16 protein-coding genes and 1 other RNA gene are annotated in these 17,856 nt (G+C 33.4%); 12 read left to right on the forward strand and 5 right to left on the reverse strand.

Annotation, left to right across the window (positions count from 1 at the left end; translation table 11 throughout):
• From asnS to CD035_RS13585, 4 genes are all read left to right on the forward strand, one after another.
• Positions 1-1,293 carry an asparagine--tRNA ligase gene (asnS, locus tag CD035_RS13570; RefSeq protein WP_048539790.1) on the forward strand — a complete coding sequence of 431 codons (1,293 nt, stop codon included), beginning with the start codon at positions 1-3 and terminating at the stop codon, positions 1,291-1,293.
• 69 nt (positions 1,294-1,362) lie between these two features.
• Complete coding sequence (locus tag CD035_RS13575; protein ID WP_048539791.1) at positions 1,363-2,055, forward strand: DnaD domain-containing protein; 693 nt, start codon at positions 1,363-1,365, stop codon at positions 2,053-2,055.
• Positions 2,045-2,713, forward strand: a complete 669-nt coding sequence (gene nth, locus CD035_RS13580; RefSeq protein ID WP_048539792.1) for an endonuclease III — start codon at positions 2,045-2,047, stop codon at positions 2,711-2,713. The genes CD035_RS13575 and nth overlap by 11 nt, the downstream gene beginning before the upstream one ends.
• On the forward strand, positions 2,710-3,057 hold the full coding sequence (locus CD035_RS13585) for a YpoC family protein (RefSeq protein WP_048539793.1): 348 nt from the start codon (positions 2,710-2,712) through the stop codon (positions 3,055-3,057). The genes nth and CD035_RS13585 overlap by 4 nt, the downstream gene beginning before the upstream one ends.
• A 230-nt stretch (positions 3,058-3,287) precedes the next feature.
• Here CD035_RS13585 and CD035_RS13590 read toward each other — a convergent pair whose 3' ends face one another.
• Positions 3,288-5,624 (reverse strand): transglycosylase domain-containing protein, encoded by a 2,337-nt coding sequence (locus tag CD035_RS13590; RefSeq protein WP_048539794.1) that lies wholly within the window; start codon positions 5,622-5,624, stop codon positions 3,288-3,290.
• Positions 5,621-6,247 (reverse strand): Holliday junction resolvase RecU, encoded by a 627-nt coding sequence (gene recU, locus CD035_RS13595; protein ID WP_048539795.1) that lies wholly within the window; start codon positions 6,245-6,247, stop codon positions 5,621-5,623. Before recU ends, CD035_RS13590 begins: the two co-directional genes overlap by 4 nt.
• 168 nt (positions 6,248-6,415) lie before the next feature.
• Here recU and CD035_RS13600 point away from each other — a divergent pair, with 168 nt between their 5' ends.
• From CD035_RS13600 to CD035_RS13620, 5 genes are all read left to right on the forward strand, one after another.
• Positions 6,416-6,745, forward strand: a complete 330-nt coding sequence (locus CD035_RS13600; RefSeq protein WP_048539796.1) for a DUF1798 family protein — start codon at positions 6,416-6,418, stop codon at positions 6,743-6,745.
• Positions 6,739-7,302, forward strand: coding sequence for an SLOG family protein (locus tag CD035_RS13605; protein ID WP_048539797.1), 564 nt, complete (start codon positions 6,739-6,741; stop codon positions 7,300-7,302). The genes CD035_RS13600 and CD035_RS13605 overlap by 7 nt, the downstream gene beginning before the upstream one ends.
• A 13-nt stretch (positions 7,303-7,315) precedes the next feature.
• Positions 7,316-7,630 carry a cell division regulator GpsB gene (gene gpsB, locus CD035_RS13610; protein WP_025905495.1) on the forward strand — a complete coding sequence of 105 codons (315 nt, stop codon included), beginning with the start codon at positions 7,316-7,318 and terminating at the stop codon, positions 7,628-7,630.
• 47 nt (positions 7,631-7,677) lie between these two features.
• Positions 7,678-8,047: RNase P RNA component class B (rnpB, locus tag CD035_RS13615), an RNA gene on the forward strand.
• Between the two features lie 84 nt (positions 8,048-8,131).
• Entirely contained in the window at positions 8,132-9,256 is a 1,125-nt protein-coding gene (locus tag CD035_RS13620; RefSeq protein WP_048539798.1) for a THUMP domain-containing class I SAM-dependent RNA methyltransferase, read from the forward strand.
• Positions 9,257-10,015: 759 nt separating this feature from the next.
• On the opposite strand, the gene CD035_RS13625 is transcribed toward CD035_RS13620, so the two are convergent.
• Both CD035_RS13625 and CD035_RS13630 read right to left on the reverse strand, forming a co-directional pair.
• Complete coding sequence (locus CD035_RS13625; protein WP_048539799.1) at positions 10,016-11,668, reverse strand: b(o/a)3-type cytochrome-c oxidase subunit 1; 1,653 nt, start codon at positions 11,666-11,668, stop codon at positions 10,016-10,018.
• Positions 11,665-12,144, reverse strand: coding sequence for a cupredoxin domain-containing protein (locus CD035_RS13630; protein ID WP_048539800.1), 480 nt, complete (start codon positions 12,142-12,144; stop codon positions 11,665-11,667). Before CD035_RS13630 ends, CD035_RS13625 begins: the two co-directional genes overlap by 4 nt.
• A 285-nt stretch (positions 12,145-12,429) precedes the next feature.
• On the opposite strand from CD035_RS13630, the gene CD035_RS13635 reads away from it, so the two are divergent.
• Entirely contained in the window at positions 12,430-15,858 is a 3,429-nt protein-coding gene (locus CD035_RS13635) for a dynamin family protein (protein WP_048539801.1), read from the forward strand.
• Positions 15,859-15,869: 11 nt separating this feature from the next.
• A complete protein-coding gene (locus CD035_RS13640; RefSeq protein ID WP_048539802.1) occupies positions 15,870-16,754 on the forward strand; it encodes a 5'-3' exonuclease in 885 nt (294 codons plus the stop codon).
• Between the two features lie 42 nt (positions 16,755-16,796).
• On the opposite strand, the gene CD035_RS13645 is transcribed toward CD035_RS13640, so the two are convergent.
• On the reverse strand, positions 16,797-17,195 hold the full coding sequence (locus CD035_RS13645; RefSeq protein ID WP_048539803.1) for a ribonuclease HI family protein: 399 nt from the start codon (positions 17,193-17,195) through the stop codon (positions 16,797-16,799).
• A 448-nt stretch (positions 17,196-17,643) separates the two neighbouring features.
• Between CD035_RS13645 and CD035_RS13650 the strand changes: the two genes are divergently transcribed.
• Positions 17,644-17,856, forward strand: a 213-nt coding sequence (locus tag CD035_RS13650; RefSeq protein ID WP_142383038.1) for a YSIRK-type signal peptide-containing protein, incomplete at its 3' end; no start/stop codon positions are given.

Genomic DNA, 17,856 nt, shown 5'->3' on the forward strand with positions numbered 1-17,856 from the left:
ATGAATATTACGATTAAACAAGCTAAAGATTATGTCAATCAAGAAGTGACAATCGGTGCTTGGATTGCAAACAAGCGATCAAGTGGGAAAATAGCATTTTTACAATTAAGAGACGGAACAGGATTTATGCAAGGGGTTGTTGTGAAAGCTGAAGTATCAGAAGACATCTTCCAATTAGCTAAATCATTAACACAAGAAACATCTGTTTATGTTACGGGTACAATTACAGAAGATGACCGTTCTAAATTTGGCTATGAAATGCAAGTAAGTGGTGTAGAAGTCATTTCAGAATCATATGATTATCCAATCACACCAAAAAATCATGGTACAGAATTCTTAATGGATCACAGACATTTATGGTTACGTTCTAAACGTCAACATGCCGTTATGAAAATTAGAAACGAAATTATTCGTGCGACATATGAGTTCTTTAACGAAAGTGGATTCACTAAAATTGATCCACCAATTTTAACAGGTAGTGCACCTGAAGGTACTAGTGAATTGTTCCATACGAAATATTTCGATGAAGATGCATTCTTATCTCAAAGTGGTCAATTATACTTAGAAGCTGCAGCTATGGCGCATAATAGAGTATTTAGTTTCGGTCCGACTTTCAGAGCTGAAAAATCAAAAACAAGAAGACATTTAATTGAATTCTGGATGATCGAAGGCGAAATGGCATTTATGAAACATGACCAAAGCTTAGAAGTTCAAGAAAATTACGTACACCACATCGTTAAAGCTGTGTTGGCAAATTGTAAATTAGAATTAGAACTTCTTGAAAGAGATACTTCTAAGTTAGAACAAGTTTCAACACCATTCCCAAGAATCACTTACGATGATGCCATTACATTCTTACATCAAGAAGGATTCGATGATATTGAGTGGGGCGACGATTTCGGTTCTCCTCATGAAACAGCAATTGCAAACCATTATGATAAACCAGTATTTATCATTAATTATCCAACAAAAATTAAACCATTCTATATGGAACCAAACCCTGAAAATCCAGACACTGTATTATGCGCAGATTTAATCGCACCAGAAGGTTACGGAGAAATCATTGGTGGTTCTGAAAGAATTAGTGATTTAGATTTAATTAATCAAAGAATTAATGAACATGGTTTAGATCCTGAAGCATACAGTTACTACACTGACTTAAGAAAATACGGAAGTGTACCACATAGTGGATTTGGCTTAGGACTTGAAAGAACAGTAGCATGGTTAAGTGGCGTAGAACACGTTAGAGAAACTGCACCATTCCCACGTTTATTAAATCGATTATATCCATAATAATATGCGAGTCTGGGAGCTGAATAGTGATCCCAGACTCTATATTTTTATAATGAAGTAGGTGAAAATATGTATACAAGTGCTATGTTAAAAGAAAAGCCAGTCGTTGTACAAAGAGCTTTGTTTGATCATTATGCCAATTTGGGATTAAATGAAAAACAATTCGTTATCCTAATTAAATTGCTGGATCAAGAGAATGATCGAAACTTACAGCCTCCATTAGAAGATATTCAACGTGGCACGACTTTATCTATACAAGAAGTGAGTCATATCATTAATCAACTTTCTCAATTAAAAATTATAGACATTAAAATTGAAAAAGATGACCAACATAAATATAATGAATTCATATCATTTGATCCTTTGTATGAACAACTTGCATTAATCAAAAACGAAGCGATGCAACAAGGTACAGTAGAAGATCAAAACTTACAATTCAAGAAATTATTCCAAGAATTCGAATCCACTTTCGGTCGACCATTAACACCATTAGAAGTTCAAACATTAAACCACTGGATTGATACTGATAAACATTCAAACGAACTCATTATGAGCGCGCTTAACGAAGCGCATAGTTTAGACAAACTCAGCATCAAATATATCGACCGCATTTTATTAAACTGGAAGAAGAAGCACATCACTACTGTTGAATCTTCCAAAGAAGAAAGTGAAAAGTTTAATCAAACTAAAAAAGTAAAACAAAATGTTAATTTAATCCCGACTTTTGATTGGGTAAATGGGGAGAATCCTTATGATAAGTAAAAAGAAAGCATTAGAAATGATGGATGTTATTGATGAAATGTTTCCAGATGCCGAATGTGAACTCGTTCATGACAATCCATTCGAACTTACAATCGCAGTATTACTTTCTGCACAGTGTACAGACGTACTCGTCAACAAAGTGACGAAATCGCTTTTTGCAAAGTATAAAACACCTGAAGACTATTTAAATGTAAGTTTAGAAGAACTACAAAATGACATTCGTTCAATCGGTTTATACCGCAATAAAGCTAAAAATATACAAAAACTTTGTCAATCGCTGTTAGATAATTTTAATGGTGTCGTACCAAGTACACATCAAGAATTAGAATCATTAGCTGGTGTAGGGCGTAAAACAGCGAATGTTGTGATGAGTGTAGCATTCGGAGAACCATCATTAGCAGTAGACACACACGTTGAGCGCGTATCTAAACGCCTTGCAATATGTAGAATTAAAGACAATGTGCGCCAAGTTGAAGATCGTTTATGTAGCATTATTCCAAGAGAAAGATGGACAAAAAGTCACCATCAGCTTATATTCTTTGGACGCTATCACTGTGTAGCACGTAAACCGAAATGCGAAGTATGTCCATTATTTGCAGATTGTAGAGAAGGGCAAAAACGATTAAAAGCTGGGTTAGTAAAGGTTGAGGGCGCATGATACAAAAAAATGATTTCACAGTACTTGAACAACAAATAGAGCCACTTGTTAAAAATAAAAAGCTTAAAACAAGTGAAGCACATCAATTGTTAGATCAATATTATCATTTGATCATCGCTTATATAGAACAAATCAATCAAATAGAAACATTTGATATCGCACATATCGAAGAATATCCAGTTATACCAATGAATTTCGAAGAACGATACCACTATATAAACGATAGAATATATCACTTTATGGGATATAGACAAATGGTAACATTGAAAGAAGAATTAATCAGAATGAATGCGAGATATCAGATCCAACTTAAAAGAGCCGCACAACGTGAAAGCGGAGAATAAAAATTATAGGCCGTATCGCACGATATCTTTGTGTCTTCGTGCGATAGGGCCTGTTTTTATAGCTTCGCGCACGATATCTTTAAGTCTTCGTGCGATAGGGCCTGTTTTTATACCCTTGCGCACGATATCTTCGAGTCTTCGTGCGATATACCCGACTATAATTTAACACACTATTATATAAATCAAAAAAGCATCACATCCCGCAAAGGATGTGATGCTTTTTCTATATCTTAGTCATCTTTCTCTTCTTTGGCAGCTTGTTTTGCTGCATCAGAGGCCGAACTATTATCTTCCGAGTCTGAATCTGATTCTTCCGATGTTGGTGTTTCAGTCGTTTGCTCTTCAGTTGTTACGTTCTGATTAGTAGATGACTGTTGTTGTGTATTATTTTGTTGTGTTGTTGATGAATTTGAATTCGTCTGTGGTTCGTTTGTTGTTACATTATTATTGTTATTTGAGAAGTTATAATTATTTTGCTGACTGCTACTATTACCATTACTATTGCTAGGTGCTGAGCTTGATGTTGTATCATTGTCTTCATTACCTGCAACGCTCAAGCTTTTACCGCTTCCTGTTACTGAATCTGGTTTTTCGAAGTCTGCACCGTCATAATTAGAGATTTCTGACATAACTTCATTGAATAATATTTGTGGTTTCGTTTGTTCATCATGTCCTAAGAATGAGTTTTCACCGTATTCTTTAACTTTATTGAAGCCCATCCATACTGACATTGTGTATTGTGGCGAATAACCTGTAATCCAAACGTCTTTCGCTGCATTTTCAGGTAATTGATATTCATTGTATACTTCATCACCATAAGTACCAGTACCTGTTTTAGCTGCTACGTTCACGCCGTTAATTCCATATCCATAAGCTGAACCGTATGCTTGGAATGTTCCTTTTAGCATTTCAGTTAACATGTATGCTGTGTAGTCTTCCATAGCTTTATGGCTTTCGCTTGAGAATTTGATAGTTTCATCATCTTGAGTGACAACTTTTCTAATTGATTTTGCTTCATTGTATGTTCCACCATTACCCATTGATGCAAATGCTGATGCTAATTGAGTAGGGGAGAATTCTGATTGTGAACCACCAAGTACTTCTGAAGGTCCAATTTCATCTTTATAATTTAAATTCACTTTAGAAGCAAAGTCTTTAACTGCTTTTTCACCAGCATTTTGGTTTGTTTCTTGCCAAGATTTCAATGCTGGGATGTTGTATGATCTTGCTAATGCATCTGCCATTGTAACTGAACCGTGACCTTGACCATCATAGTTCTTGAATATACTACCGTTGATATTATATTCGCTTTCATCTTGGAACTTATGGTTTGTCGCATATTGCATATTCTCAATTGCTGGCCCATAAGCTAGTATCGGTTTTAGAGATGAACCTGTTGGATGGACATCTGTTGCTTGGTTTCTATCCACTACGTCTTTGTAATTCTTACCACCACTGATACCGACTAATTTACCAGTCTTCGTATCTACTATAGATGAACCAGTAATTTGGTCTTTATTCTTGTAGAATGTACCGTTATCAACTGACTCTTGTAATGTTTTTTGAACATCTTTATCCATGTTTGTGTAGATTTTAAGACCGCTTGTCATAATATCATTTAATGATTGACCTTTGAACGCTTTGTTTTGAGTAATTTCTTGTTTAACATAGTTAATGTAAGAAGCGTACTCATTATCAGGCGTATCTGTCATCGCGTCATTTCTTTCTTCGACTGTACGTTTCACTAAGTTCTTATCGATAGGTGTATCTTGTGCTTCTTTCATTTCTTTCTTAGTGATTCTACCGTGTCTTTCCATTAAATAAAGAACAGTGTCTTTACGTTTTTCAGCCGCTTCAGGATTATCATAAATATTATATTGATTTGGTACTTGTGGTAATCCTGCTAAGTAAGCTGTTTCAGCTAAGTTTAAATCTTTCAATTTTTTATTGAAATAATATTTAGCTGCTGTTTGAGAACCGTAAATACCATCTGAGTAATAGATTTTGTTTAAGTACATTTCAAAGATTTCATCTTTAGAATATTCTTGTTCTAATCTATATGAAAGGTAAGCTTCTTGAGCTTTTCTTTCAATTGATTTCTTATCAGTTAAGAATGAACGTTTTACAACTTGTTGTGTTAATGTAGATGCACCTTGTGAACCAAAGCCACCTGTAAAGTTCTTCATGACTGCTCCAGATAAACGTTTATAATCTAATGCACCATGATCATAGAAGCGATTATCCTCAGTAGCTAATACAGCATCTTTCATTTTGTCTGGTACTTCATCAAACTTAACATGTTCTCTCTTTTGTCCCATATAAAGGGTCGTGACAAGTTTATTATTTTTGTCATAAATTTTAGTTGGTAATTGGTCTTTAAGCGCACTTTCATTGAAAGCAGGAGCTTTCCAAGCATAATATGCAAATACGAGAACACCTACGATTACCATTGCTAAGAATGCTAGCACGAGAATACCGAACACCTTAATAATCGTCCGTTTGATATTCCTTTTCTTTTTAGGTTGTTCTTTACCATTTTTACTATTAGAAGCTTTTGATTGACTCATTTGAGCGCCTCACTTTCTGTTTTTATCAATTGATCAACTATTGTTATGTAGTTAATTCTTGGTTTAAATTGGATTGGTATTAAGTAACCATCATTTTCAATCTCTTTAAGTGTGATGGACTTTTTCCCTCCAGATTTATATCTGTCCCAATATACCATAAACTTCCTAAAAGGCAATAAAAATACGCTATCATGATAGCTAAATTTTATCAACAAAAAACATATGCCTTTTTGGTTTAGTACTTGTTCCATATGTGATACTTGGTGATCGTGGATATTATTTAAAGGGAAACTTGTCTTATTTTTCGTTTCCTTAGCTTCAAAGTCAATATAGTATCCATTATAAACGCCATTATAATCTGTTGTTGAAGGCTTTCTAAAATAAGCTTCTTTAATGACCGCTTTTTGTCTTTTAGGGTAGTCAACATCAACGATTTGAATAGGTGTTGGTTTCTTATGAATAACGGCTATATTTTCTAATCTGAAGTATTCATTGGATTTATCAATTTCCTCCTCTAATCTCATACCCCGTTTACCATATTGTATTCTACTATATTTTGGGTCGCTTTGAATTGAGACTTTAGAAGTATTTTTTGTAACTTTTTTTCCGTTTGGATAATTCAAATTCATCACCTAGCTTCATATCATAAAACTCTAAACATTATACCTTATTTCATTATAAGTTACAAAAGTTTTTAATGATACATAAATATTCTAGAACTTTTCTAGTTATGTTATCATTTTATCGTGAGGACATTTAAAATACAAACTTCATTAATAGTAGGTGTAGCGATGATACAAGATCTTTTAAATAAATTAAATGATATGCTAGATATTTTTCAACATGCAAAGGATGACTACGAATACAACTTTTATAAAGATGTCGTACCATTTGTTGAACAAGTCGATGTTTTGCTAGATAAACTTGCTGTTCATCAAGATACAGTATTGAAATTACAATATATGAATGAACAGAAATTTCAACTCTTAATTAGTAACTACAAAGAGTTATCTGTAGAATGCCATTATAAACGTACAAGTAAGAAACTCTTCTTTGAAAAGCATAAAGCTGTACAACATGATTTAAATTATATTTATACACATATAGGTGATTTATCATGACGTCAGTATATTTTACGGGATACAAACCGTTTGAATTGAATATTTTTAAAAATGAACAGCCAGAAGTTAAAGTCATCAAAGCATATCTTAAAGAAATAATTGAGCAAGAAATAGAAGAAGGTATGGAGTGGGTCATTATTTCAGGACAATTAGGATTTGAACTATGGGCAGCTGAAGTGACCATTGAAATGAAAAATAAATACCCACAATTGAAACTTGCGATATTGACGCCATTTTTAAATCACTATAATAAATGGAATGAAACAAACCAACAAGCTTATCACAATATTGTCACACAAGCAGACTATGTCAATGCGATTCATCAAAGTGACTATCAAGGTGGGTTCCAATTTCAACAAGCTAATGAATTTATACTCGATAACACTGATAAGACAATTTTATTTTATGATGATGAACAAGAAGCATCACCTAAATACTTCAAAAGTAAGTTAGTTGATTTTGCTGAAAAGACAAACTATACTTATAATGTTATTACATTCATGGATTTACAAGACTTTATGGAATTTAATTATAATAATGACAACGAATCATATTAAATGAGGTGTAAAAATGGCTGATGTAACATTAAAGCTATCTGCAAAAGATATTTATGAAAAGGAATTTGAAAGAGGTTTAAGAGGTTTCAAAACTGAAGAAGTAGATGCTTTTTTAGATGACATTATTTCAGACTATCAAAAAATGGCTGAGTTAAATAACGAAGTCATCAAATTAACAGAAGAAAATTCTAAACTCAAAAAAGAAATCGAACAGTTAAGAATCCGTGTCGCGTCAGGCAGACCACAAGGTTCACAACAATACAATTCCAATAATGTAGATATCTTAAAACGAATTTCTAATCTTGAAAAAGCAGTATTCGGCGAATAAATGATAGTTATTTAACGTCGTTTATGCTATAATTCTTTGTTGAGTGGTATTTCGGATAATCGCTACGTTAAGTAGAGGAAAGTCCATGCTCACACATTCTGAGATGAATGTAGTGTTCGTGCTTGGCGAAACAATAAGCCAGGGCAAATAATTGACGGCAACGAAATAACCTAAGTTATTTATAATATGGTTAAAGTAGTTTGAAAGTGCCACAGTGACGTAGCTTTTACAGAAATGTAAAAGGTGGAACGCGGTAAACCCCTCGAGTGAGCAATCCAAAATTGGTAGGAGCACTTCTTTGACGGAAATGAACGGAATAAGAAGGTATGTAATCATACAGACAGATGATTATCACTGGCGTACGAGTGTAACTAGTACACGTTAGCAGTACTAAAGGACAAAACATGGCTTACAGATTTATCACTTACTAGTGTCGCTCTCCCAAGTAGGAGAGCTTTTTATTTGTAAATAATGATAATTTAAATATAAAGGAGTATATGCATGTATCAATTACTCGCTACTAGTCCAATGGGATTAGAATCAATTGTTGCTAGAGAAGTTCAAGAATTAGGATATGAAACAAAAGTAGAAAACGGTCGCGTACTTTTCAAAGGTGATGAAACAGCAATCGTTAAATCAAATTTATGGTTAAGAACTGCTGACAGAGTCAAAATCGTAGTAGGACGTTTCCACGCAACAACTTTTGACGAATTATTCGAAAAGACTAAATCATTACCATGGGAAAATGTGATTGGCGCTCAAGGTATGTTCCCAGTTCAAGGTAAAAGTGTTAAATCTAAATTATTCAGCGTATCCGACTGTCAAGCAATCGTTAAAAAAGCGATAGTTGAGAGATTGAAACATGCGTATCAAATTAAAGGTTGGATCGATGAGACAGGTAGCAAATACCAAGTTGAAGTATCATTACTGAAAGACGAAGCTTTATTAACAATCGACACTTCAGGTTCTGGACTTCATAAAAGAGGTTACCGTTTGGCACAAGGTGACGCACCTATGAAAGAAACATTAGCTGCAGCGCTTGTAAGATTAACAAACTGGAGCGGTGAAACACCATTTATTGATCCATTCTGTGGTTCAGGTACACTTGCAATAGAAGCAGCACTCATTGCTCAAAATATTGCACCAGGATTTAATCGTGAGTTTGCGAGTGAAGATTGGGATATCATACCAGAAGGCTTGTATGACCAACTCAGACAAGAAGCAGATGATGTGGCATTATATGATAAAGAAATTAATATCATAGCAAGTGATATCGATCCTAATATGGTCGAAATCGCGAAAGATAATGCAACAGAAGTTGGGTTAGGGGACATCATTCAATTTAAAGTCCAAGATGTACATAATCTAGAAGTACCAGAAGGACCTGTTTCAATAATCGGGAACCCACCATATGGCGAACGTATCGGTGAACGAAGTGAAGTAGAAGCAATGTACAAACACTTAGGCGAAATCATGAAACAAAACGAACAAGCATCATTATATATGCTTACAAGCTATAAAGAATTTGAACCATTAGTAGGTAAGAAAGCCACAAAAAGAAGAAAACTATTTAACGGCTATATCGAATGTACGTACTATCAATATTGGGGCAAACGAAATAAATAGATAGTAGGAAGTAAGTAGAAAAGCGGAAACCACCTGCAGAGCAGGTGGTTTTTTGGTTTGGGGGATAGTAGGGATGTATGGTTTGAGGTATATCAAGTATCTCTTGGCTTAATTAGGACTTTAAGCTATGACTTGGCTAATCTCTTAGCTTAAGTTGGGCGTTAAGCCATGACTTAGGTAATCTCTTGGCTTAATTAGGTCGTTAAGCTACGACTTAGGTAATCTCTTGGCTTAATTAGGTCGTTAAGCTACAACTTAGGTAATCTCTTGGCTTAATTAGGACTTTAAGCTATGACTTGGCTAATCTCTTAGCTTAAGTTGGGCGTTAAGCCATGACTTAGGCTGATCTCTTGGCTTAAGTTAGGCTTTAAGCCATGACTTGGACGATTTCTTGGCTTAATTAGGTCGTTAAGCTACGACTTAGGTAATCTCTTGGCTTAATTTGGACGTTAAGACAAGACTTAGATAATCTCTTGGCTTAAGTAGGACATTAAGCCCAACTTGAGCTATCTCTTGGCTTAAGTAGGACATTAAGCCACAACTTGAGCTATCTCTTGGCTTAAGTTGGACGTTAAGACAAGACTCGACTCATTACCATGCTTCTCCAATAGATTTAGACAAGAGATATTCATTACAACCACCACCCCCAAACCCCACACAACAAAAAAGACTGGCATCGCATCTCCTAAAGATGTGTTGCCAGTCTTCCTATTATTCATCATTGTATGAAGGTTCTAAGGTAAATGTATTAATTTAGAATTACCAAAGTTTTCCTTCTCCTAATCCTTTGGCTCCTGGTGCTGGATCTGTGAACATCTGTCCGATAGGGACAGTATAAGCAATTAAGATAAGCAATACTGTCACGATGATTAAGAATCTCCAGTTCTCAACAAATCTAATGACTGGTTGTTGTTCATCTAATGCTTCTGATACTGGATATTCTTCTTCGCCTTTAGGAGATAAGAAGGCTAAATGTATAAACACCATTACAACTAATATTATAGATATAAATAAAATTGTTCCCCCGACTGCTTGTAATACTTGATATGGTATCCATTCAGCAGCTTGTTTAGCACCGCCATATTCTGAATATGTTGATCTTCTTGGTGCGCCTTTTACTAATCCAACATAGTGCATAGCACCACTCATAATTGTCATACCGATTGCCCAAGTATAACCTTGCATAAGCGCTAATTTATTCGTGAATTTAGTTAGTTTTCTACCTGTACAATGAGGTATTAACCAGTACATGATTCCGAAGAATGTCATGATGACCGCGGAAGCGATTGTTAAATGGAAGTGTCCAGTTACCCAAATTGTATTGTGAATTAATCCATTCATTTGTGCAGATGCGTTAACTAATCCACCTGCGCCACCTGGAATAAAGGCTAACATACCTAAGAATGGTAATACGAATCTTGCGTCATTCCATGGTAAAGATTTAAACCATGTAAACAATCCTTTATATCCATTAGAACGGCCGTAATTTTCAAATGTTGCAAACAAACTAAATGCTGTCATCATTGATGGAATAACAACCATAAATGTTAATACAACTTGTAAGTATTTCCATGTATCATCAATACCTGGTTCAACTAATTGGTGGTGTATCCCAACTGGAATACTGAAGAATAAGAATAGCATAAATGACATTCTTGCTAAATTGTCTGAGAATGCTTTTGCACCGATAATCTTTGGCACAATTGCATACCAACACATGTAAGCTGGTAACAACCAAAAATAAACAAGTGCATGACCAAAATACCAAAACAATGTTCTACTTAATGTTACGTCTACTCTTTCAACTAAACCTAATGACCAAGGAATTAATTGAAGGAGTACTGTCGCAGCAACACCTAATGAACATACAATCCACATTACCCCGTTGATTGCTACCATGTAGCTCAGTAGGGGAGATTTCTTACCTGGATTTTTCTTCTTAAACTCTACATATTTCAAAATTTGTCCAACTGTAGAAATCCAGCTACCTACAACAACAAGCGCCATACCAATATAGAAAATAGCATGTGCTTTTAATGGTGCATAAAAAGTATATAAAACAGTGGCTTTGTTTAATAGAACCATTGTTGCTGCCATGAGCGTACCAAGAATCATTACCCAAAATCCAACCCAACCGAACTTTCTTTGAACAGACGTTAAATGTCCAGATGTCTTAGCTACTGCAGAAAATTGAAATCCTAAGATAAAGAAAGTTGTCAGTACCAATGCTAATACGATACCGTGCACCGTTAAGATTTGATAATAAGAAATTTGTTTAGGTAATTGTAATAAACCTGATCTTACAAATGTTTGTAATAATCCTGCTAGTCCACCAAGGATTAAACAACCAATGGCTACATACATATGCACCATCACAAGTCTGCTATCATTCTTATTTAATCGCGTTATCATTTTTTATCCACAACCTTTATCATCGACTTCATATCTGCATGTCCGATACCACAATATTCATTACAGATGACTAAATATTCGCGTTTCTCATTGAATGTCTTGTAATATTCACTAATATGTCCAGGTTCTAACATCATGTTGACGTTCGTTCCTGGTAAACTAAATCCATGCAAAGTATCTTTACTTGTCGCAATGATTTTTACTTTCGAACCTTTAGGAATTTCGACTTTACCTGGCTGATAATTGAAAGCTGAAGCAAGAATAACTAATTCATAGTCGTAATCTTTGCCGCTAACTTTGTGTAAACCTGGTTTATTGAAAGGTTCGATTTGATCGACTTTATCAGGATTGACATAGTCTCTACCAGAAGCGGCTGGCGTGTGTCCATTATGCAAACCTGTAATCATCAAAATTGTTAAGAAAATGACTAATGAGCTTATGCCGACTTTTAGCCATAACTTTTCGTATTTATGCACAGATTTCACCCCTTAAATTCTTACTAAAAATAAAATAAAACAAATTACCCATAATACTGCAAAGATGCCTCCTAATGTGAAAACTGAATACAGTGTGCCTCTTAAATCCAGATCATCATGAGAGTGGTCATCAGTCTTCTTGTTTAGGTCATTATTTTGCACTGTCATTTTATTCATCCTTTCTTATATTCTCTTCATTATTTATAATAGAATAGAGATTAAAAAATTAATGTGATGTAAATCACACTATTTAAATTATTTGTGTAAAAATAAAGGGGAATTAAAATGGATCGTAATCAAGCATCATTAGATTTACTTTACAAATTAAAAAAAGAAATTGAAAAGTCATCTAACCAACAATTAATTAAACAAATCAATGAAATGATTAAAAAAATATATAACGAACAATATACAGTGAGTTTTGTCGGACATTTTTCAGCAGGGAAATCTACATTAATTAACAATGTTATCGGACAAAATATATTACCAAGTTCTCCTGTTCCGACAACTAGTAACACAGCTCAACTGATTTCTTCAGACAAAAACAGCATTTCCGTTAATTTAAACAACAATCAATATACAGTCGTAGATAATCAAGAAGATGTTAAAAGGCTTAATACAGAAGATAGAGAAGTGGAATCTATTGAAATTGAATTTACATCAGATAAATTTAATAAAGGATTTACTTTCCAAGATACACCTGGTGTCGATTCTATGAGTGATAACCATAGAGAAAGTGCTTTTCAATATTTGCTGACATCTAATTATGTATTTTATACAGTCGACTATAACCATGTGCAGTCGGATATGAATTTTAATTTTATTAAATCATTAAATAAATTGGATATTCCGGTAATATTAGTTGTGAACCAAGTCGATAAACATGATGAAGATGAAATCTCGTTTGATACTTATAAAAATCGTGTCAACAAAGCCGTTACAGATTGGAAACTGAATTTAGAAAAGATATTTTATGTTTCTAAATATGATACACCGAATAATGAGAAGCAGTTATTTAATAAGTATATCCATCAGCTTGATCAACAACGTACGGAACACCAAGTATTTATAGACCGTGTGACGAATTACATTAAACAAGAACAGCTGAAATATATTAATCAACATATGGAAACGATTCTTTCTGATATTGATTCTACTGAAGAAACGTTCGATGACGATTATCAAGCATACAAAGAGAAATTCAACGTCCAAAGTGAACAATCATTAATTCAAGATAAAGATCAGTTCACTTCAAATTTAAAAGAAAAGCGCAAAGAAATTTTAGATAACGCTTATTTGATGCCATACGAAATGCGAGAAACAATTCGTCATTATTTAGAAACAACTGCTAAAGACTATAAAGTTAAAGGATTATTTAATAAAGATAAGAAGAAAGCGATGATTCAAGATGAAACGCTTGAACAAGTGAAAGAAGCTTTAGACATCAAAATTCACGATGAAATTACGAAAGTATGGATTAAATCATTAGAGAACTTAAACAAATACATTCAAGATGCGGACTTATTCGAGAAAATCATCAACCAACAATATACGATTAGTAAAGAAGAATTAAGCGGTCATGTACAAGAACAAACGTCCATTACAAATGATTACGTGTTAATTTATTCTAAAGGCATTACAGAAATGATTAATCGAAAAATACGCAATGAAACAAATCAATTAATCGAAGAAATCGTTAATGTGAGTGAAGTGCATAACGAATCGAATGAAGAAACGAATCAATTAAATGAATATGAAACATATGTTGAATTTAAGAATTTAAAAACATCACTCATTACGAATAATTATCAACATTATTATATTCACCTTGATGAATCTATTGATAAGTTAATTGATAGACATTTTATTCATATAAATGACCTTGACCTAGAAGATAAGAAAGAAACGAAACAACAATTCAAAGAAGTTCAAACGGAACATCAAGAAAATAATCTGCAACAACTTAAAGATCAAATCAATCATTTAAAGAAACTGCCGTTATTTGAAGGTGAAGTTCATAATATCGAAAGCCAAGTCGAAAGAATAGAACACAATTTGACAAAGATTGCTGTATTCGGAACATTTAGTGCGGGTAAGAGTAGTTTAATTAATGCCATCTTACAAAAGCCCGTGCTGCTAAGTTCACCAAATCCAACGACAGCAAGTATTACTGAAATTAGTTACGGTACTGAACAAGAAGTGACATTTAAGACTTATGAGCAATTATTAGAAGAGATTAACCATATAACAGAGTTCGCCAATAAACAGTACTCTACAATTGAATCGTTTATAGAAGATAAAGAGATTAAACAACATCCTTCATTATCGAGTAATCATCTAGCATTCTTTGAAGCAATCGAGACAAACTTTAACCATTACAAAGATATCTTAAAAGAAGGCAAATCTGTCACATTCGATATAGAAGAACTAGAGAAGTTAACAGCTGATGATACGCATGCTGCCTTTGTACACAAAATTAATTTAAGACTTGAAGAAGCATGGTTAAAAGACAAGATTATTATCGATTCACCGGGACTGAATTCTAATAACCAAAGACATACGAGAGAGACTGAACAAATTATTGCATCAAGTGACTTAATTATTTATGTGAGTTATTATAATCATGCCTTTACTGATAAAGACGGTGAGTTCTTAACTTACATGCGTGATATGAATAATTTACAACAATCACAAGGTTTGAAATTTGTCATTAACGCCATTGATTTAGCAGAATCTGAAGAAGATAAACAAGCTGTTATATCTTATGTAGAATCATCATTAGATGCATTGAACATTAAACCTGAGTGTTATCCAGTTTCAAGTAAACAAGCATTGAAATCACATAATGATCAGTTTAAACGACTTATGGAAGCGTTAGATCACTTTGTTAAAGTTGAAAGTAAGCAAGTGCTCAAGTCACAAGTAGAGTCTAGAATTAAACAACTGACAAATGAATTAGAACAAATGGTGCATACGTATAGACAAGATAAAGCACAGCTTGAAAAGAGAAAATCAACTTTACTCAGTTATAAAGATAAACAGAACTTCACAAATCAAATTGTGATTAAATCACATCATCAACTGGAAAAAGAAATTCATGATCAACTGTATTACTTGAAAGACAGATTGAATATACAATTAAATGATATTGTCAAAAAACATTTCAATACATCAACTGTAACGGATCAATTTAAACAATCGCTGCAAATGAGTACGAAATATTATGTAGATGATTTAAATCAGAAATTAAGTTTAGAAAGCTCGCTTATCGTAGAAAGATTAAAGAATTTTTATGCGAGAACATTTGATGATTTATTAACACCAACAATTGTTGAATTAAATGATGCTTCTATTTTAATCTCTAAGTTTAAGCATGACTTTGAAAATGAAATCAATCCGGAACCGATTAGCATTCAAGTTCAAGATATTGCGAAACAAACGATCAGTTCGGTGAGCAAGAAAGATTTAATTAAGACATCTAAAGTAAAAGAAACACAAAATGAGATTTTAAATGATACAATGAAGCTTATCGACCATCCAATCGTGACATTTAATGAAGCGTTAACTAAGAATTTGGAACATTATGATACAATAGGTGAGTCGTACATCGAACAGTATAATCAAGAGACGATTCATCTCATTGAAGATTACTTATCTGTGAATATTGATAACGATGTAATAGAACAAATCGAAAACGTCTTGAAAGAGATATAAAGGAGCACAATATGAGTAACAAAATATTATTAATAGATGGTATGGCTTTATTATTTAGACATTTTTATGCAACAAGCATCCATAAACAATTTATGAGAGATTCTAAAGGTATTCCTACAAATGCTGTACAAGGATTTATTAGACATTCATATACAGTAATCAATGACATTAAACCGACACATGTTGCTGTTTGTTGGGATATGGGATCTAAGACTTTCAGAAATGATATGTTTGAAGCATATAAATCAAATAGAGTCGCACCACCTGAAGAAATGATTCCACAATTTGACCGTGCGAAAGAAATTGCTGAAAAATTAGGTATGCTGAATTTAGGTATAACAAATTATGAAGCGGATGATGTTATAGGAACAATTAGTAAACGCGCTCAAGAAAAAGGACATGAAACATATGTCGTGAGTGGAGACCGTGACTTATTACAATGTATAAATACAGATGTTGATATATGGCTGACGAAAAAAGGTTTCAATATTTACAATAAATATGATATTCATAAATTTAGAGAAGAATATGGACTAGAACCACATCAATTGGTCGATGTTAAAGCATTTATGGGTGACACAGCTGATGGTTATCCAGGTGTTAAAGGTATCGGTGAGAAAACAGCGATTAAACTGATTCAACAATATCAATCTGTTGAAAATGTACTTGAGAACATTAATGAATTAACAGTAGGTCAACAAAAGAAAATCATCACATATCGAGATGACTTAGCAATGTCGAAACAACTTGCGCAAATTCATACAGACGTGCCATTAGAAACAGAAGATTTACTTAATCAAATGACATATCATCATGAAATCGAACAATCTATCGAAATTTGTAATGAACATGAATTATTTGTATCAAGTAAATATTTAACTACGAACTTCTTATAAATAAACGTAAAAAGCATATCACGCGCCGTCGTGATATGCTTTTTATTTATGCTTTAATTGTTTTCTTAAGGCAGTTTGTGCCAATTGATTGGCTTCTTTATTTTGAGATCGTGGAATCCACTTCACAAATATTAAATCAAATTGACGTTCTAATTCTTTAAATAGTTCGAAGTATGGTTTGAACGTTGCATTCTTTACATAATCTTTATCAATACTATCTGCAATTAATTTCGAATCTGTATAAATCAACGCATTACCAACTTCTAATTCAATCGCATGTTGAATAGAGAAGATTAACGCTTCCCATTCAGCACGATGATTATCCATTTCACCTAAATAAGATGTGAAATGATGTCTCGCATCATCCTTAATAATGACGCATGCACAACAACTTTCTCCAGGATTGCCTTTAGAAGCGGCGTCAAAATAAATTTGCGGCATTTCAATCAACTCTTTCAAATTATTTACCTACTCATCTAATTTACACGAACGATAAACAGACTTCAATAAATGGTCATAATACTTTTCATTCAGACTTAATAATTCTTCATCAAACTTGTACAAAATATTGTAAATTGTAAAAATTGTATATTAATTTTATAGAGTTCTTTATAAATAGTATTTGAAATCGACATTAAAAGTGATATACTAATTCAGAACGAAATATAATTTTGTTCATATCTTATGTGTGAATAATCTTAACGAAAGGAGAGTTAGTTTCGCACGACCATTCACATATTAATAGTGTGCACTTCACTCATATATCTGAGATTCATTTAAAGAATATATATTGAACACATTACTAATGAGATAAAGACAAAATAGTAACGGGGAACTCAGCCATGAGTAAAGTTGCCTTTAAGGAAATTTATAGTAAAGGGGCTTGCTAATGGATAAGCAACGGAAATTACAGAAGTTTAGTATCCGTAAGTACACAGTAGGAACGTGTTCGATACTAATCGGTACGCTTATATTCTTAGGCTTACCAACGCACGATGCATTCGCATCTGAAAATGTAATTCAAAAACATGCACAAGAAGAAAAAGCAGAAGGCAAATCAACAGATCCAGTTGAAGAAGCGTCTGCAAATGAAGAAATATCA

Origin of the sequence: Mammaliicoccus sciuri (assembly GCF_002901825.1) — a bacterium.
Lineage (GTDB): Bacteria > Bacillota > Bacilli > Staphylococcales > Staphylococcaceae > Mammaliicoccus > Mammaliicoccus sciuri.

Bases quoted from the DNA above. Each gene is read 5' to 3' on its own strand.
- asnS (WP_048539790.1), top strand. From the start codon at position 1: ATGAATATTACGATTAAACAAGCTAAAGATTATGTCAATCAAGAAGTG.
- CD035_RS13575 (WP_048539791.1), top strand. From the start codon at position 1,363: ATGTATACAAGTGCTATGTTAAAAGAAAAGCCAGTCGTTGTACAAAGA.
- nth (WP_048539792.1), top strand. From the start codon at position 2,045: ATGATAAGTAAAAAGAAAGCATTAGAAATGATGGATGTTATTGATGAA.
- CD035_RS13585 (WP_048539793.1), top strand. From the start codon at position 2,710: ATGATACAAAAAAATGATTTCACAGTACTTGAACAACAAATAGAGCCA.
- CD035_RS13590 (WP_048539794.1), bottom strand. From the start codon at position 5,624: ATGAGTCAATCAAAAGCTTCTAATAGTAAAAATGGTAAAGAACAACCT.
- CD035_RS13600 (WP_048539796.1), top strand. From the start codon at position 6,416: ATGATACAAGATCTTTTAAATAAATTAAATGATATGCTAGATATTTTT.
- gpsB (WP_025905495.1), top strand. From the start codon at position 7,316: ATGGCTGATGTAACATTAAAGCTATCTGCAAAAGATATTTATGAAAAG.
- CD035_RS13620 (WP_048539798.1), top strand. From the start codon at position 8,132: ATGTATCAATTACTCGCTACTAGTCCAATGGGATTAGAATCAATTGTT.
- CD035_RS13625 (WP_048539799.1), bottom strand. From the start codon at position 11,668: ATGATAACGCGATTAAATAAGAATGATAGCAGACTTGTGATGGTGCAT.
- CD035_RS13635 (WP_048539801.1), top strand. From the start codon at position 12,430: ATGGATCGTAATCAAGCATCATTAGATTTACTTTACAAATTAAAAAAA.
- CD035_RS13640 (WP_048539802.1), top strand. From the start codon at position 15,870: ATGAGTAACAAAATATTATTAATAGATGGTATGGCTTTATTATTTAGA.
- CD035_RS13645 (WP_048539803.1), bottom strand. From the start codon at position 17,195: ATGCCGCAAATTTATTTTGACGCCGCTTCTAAAGGCAATCCTGGAGAA.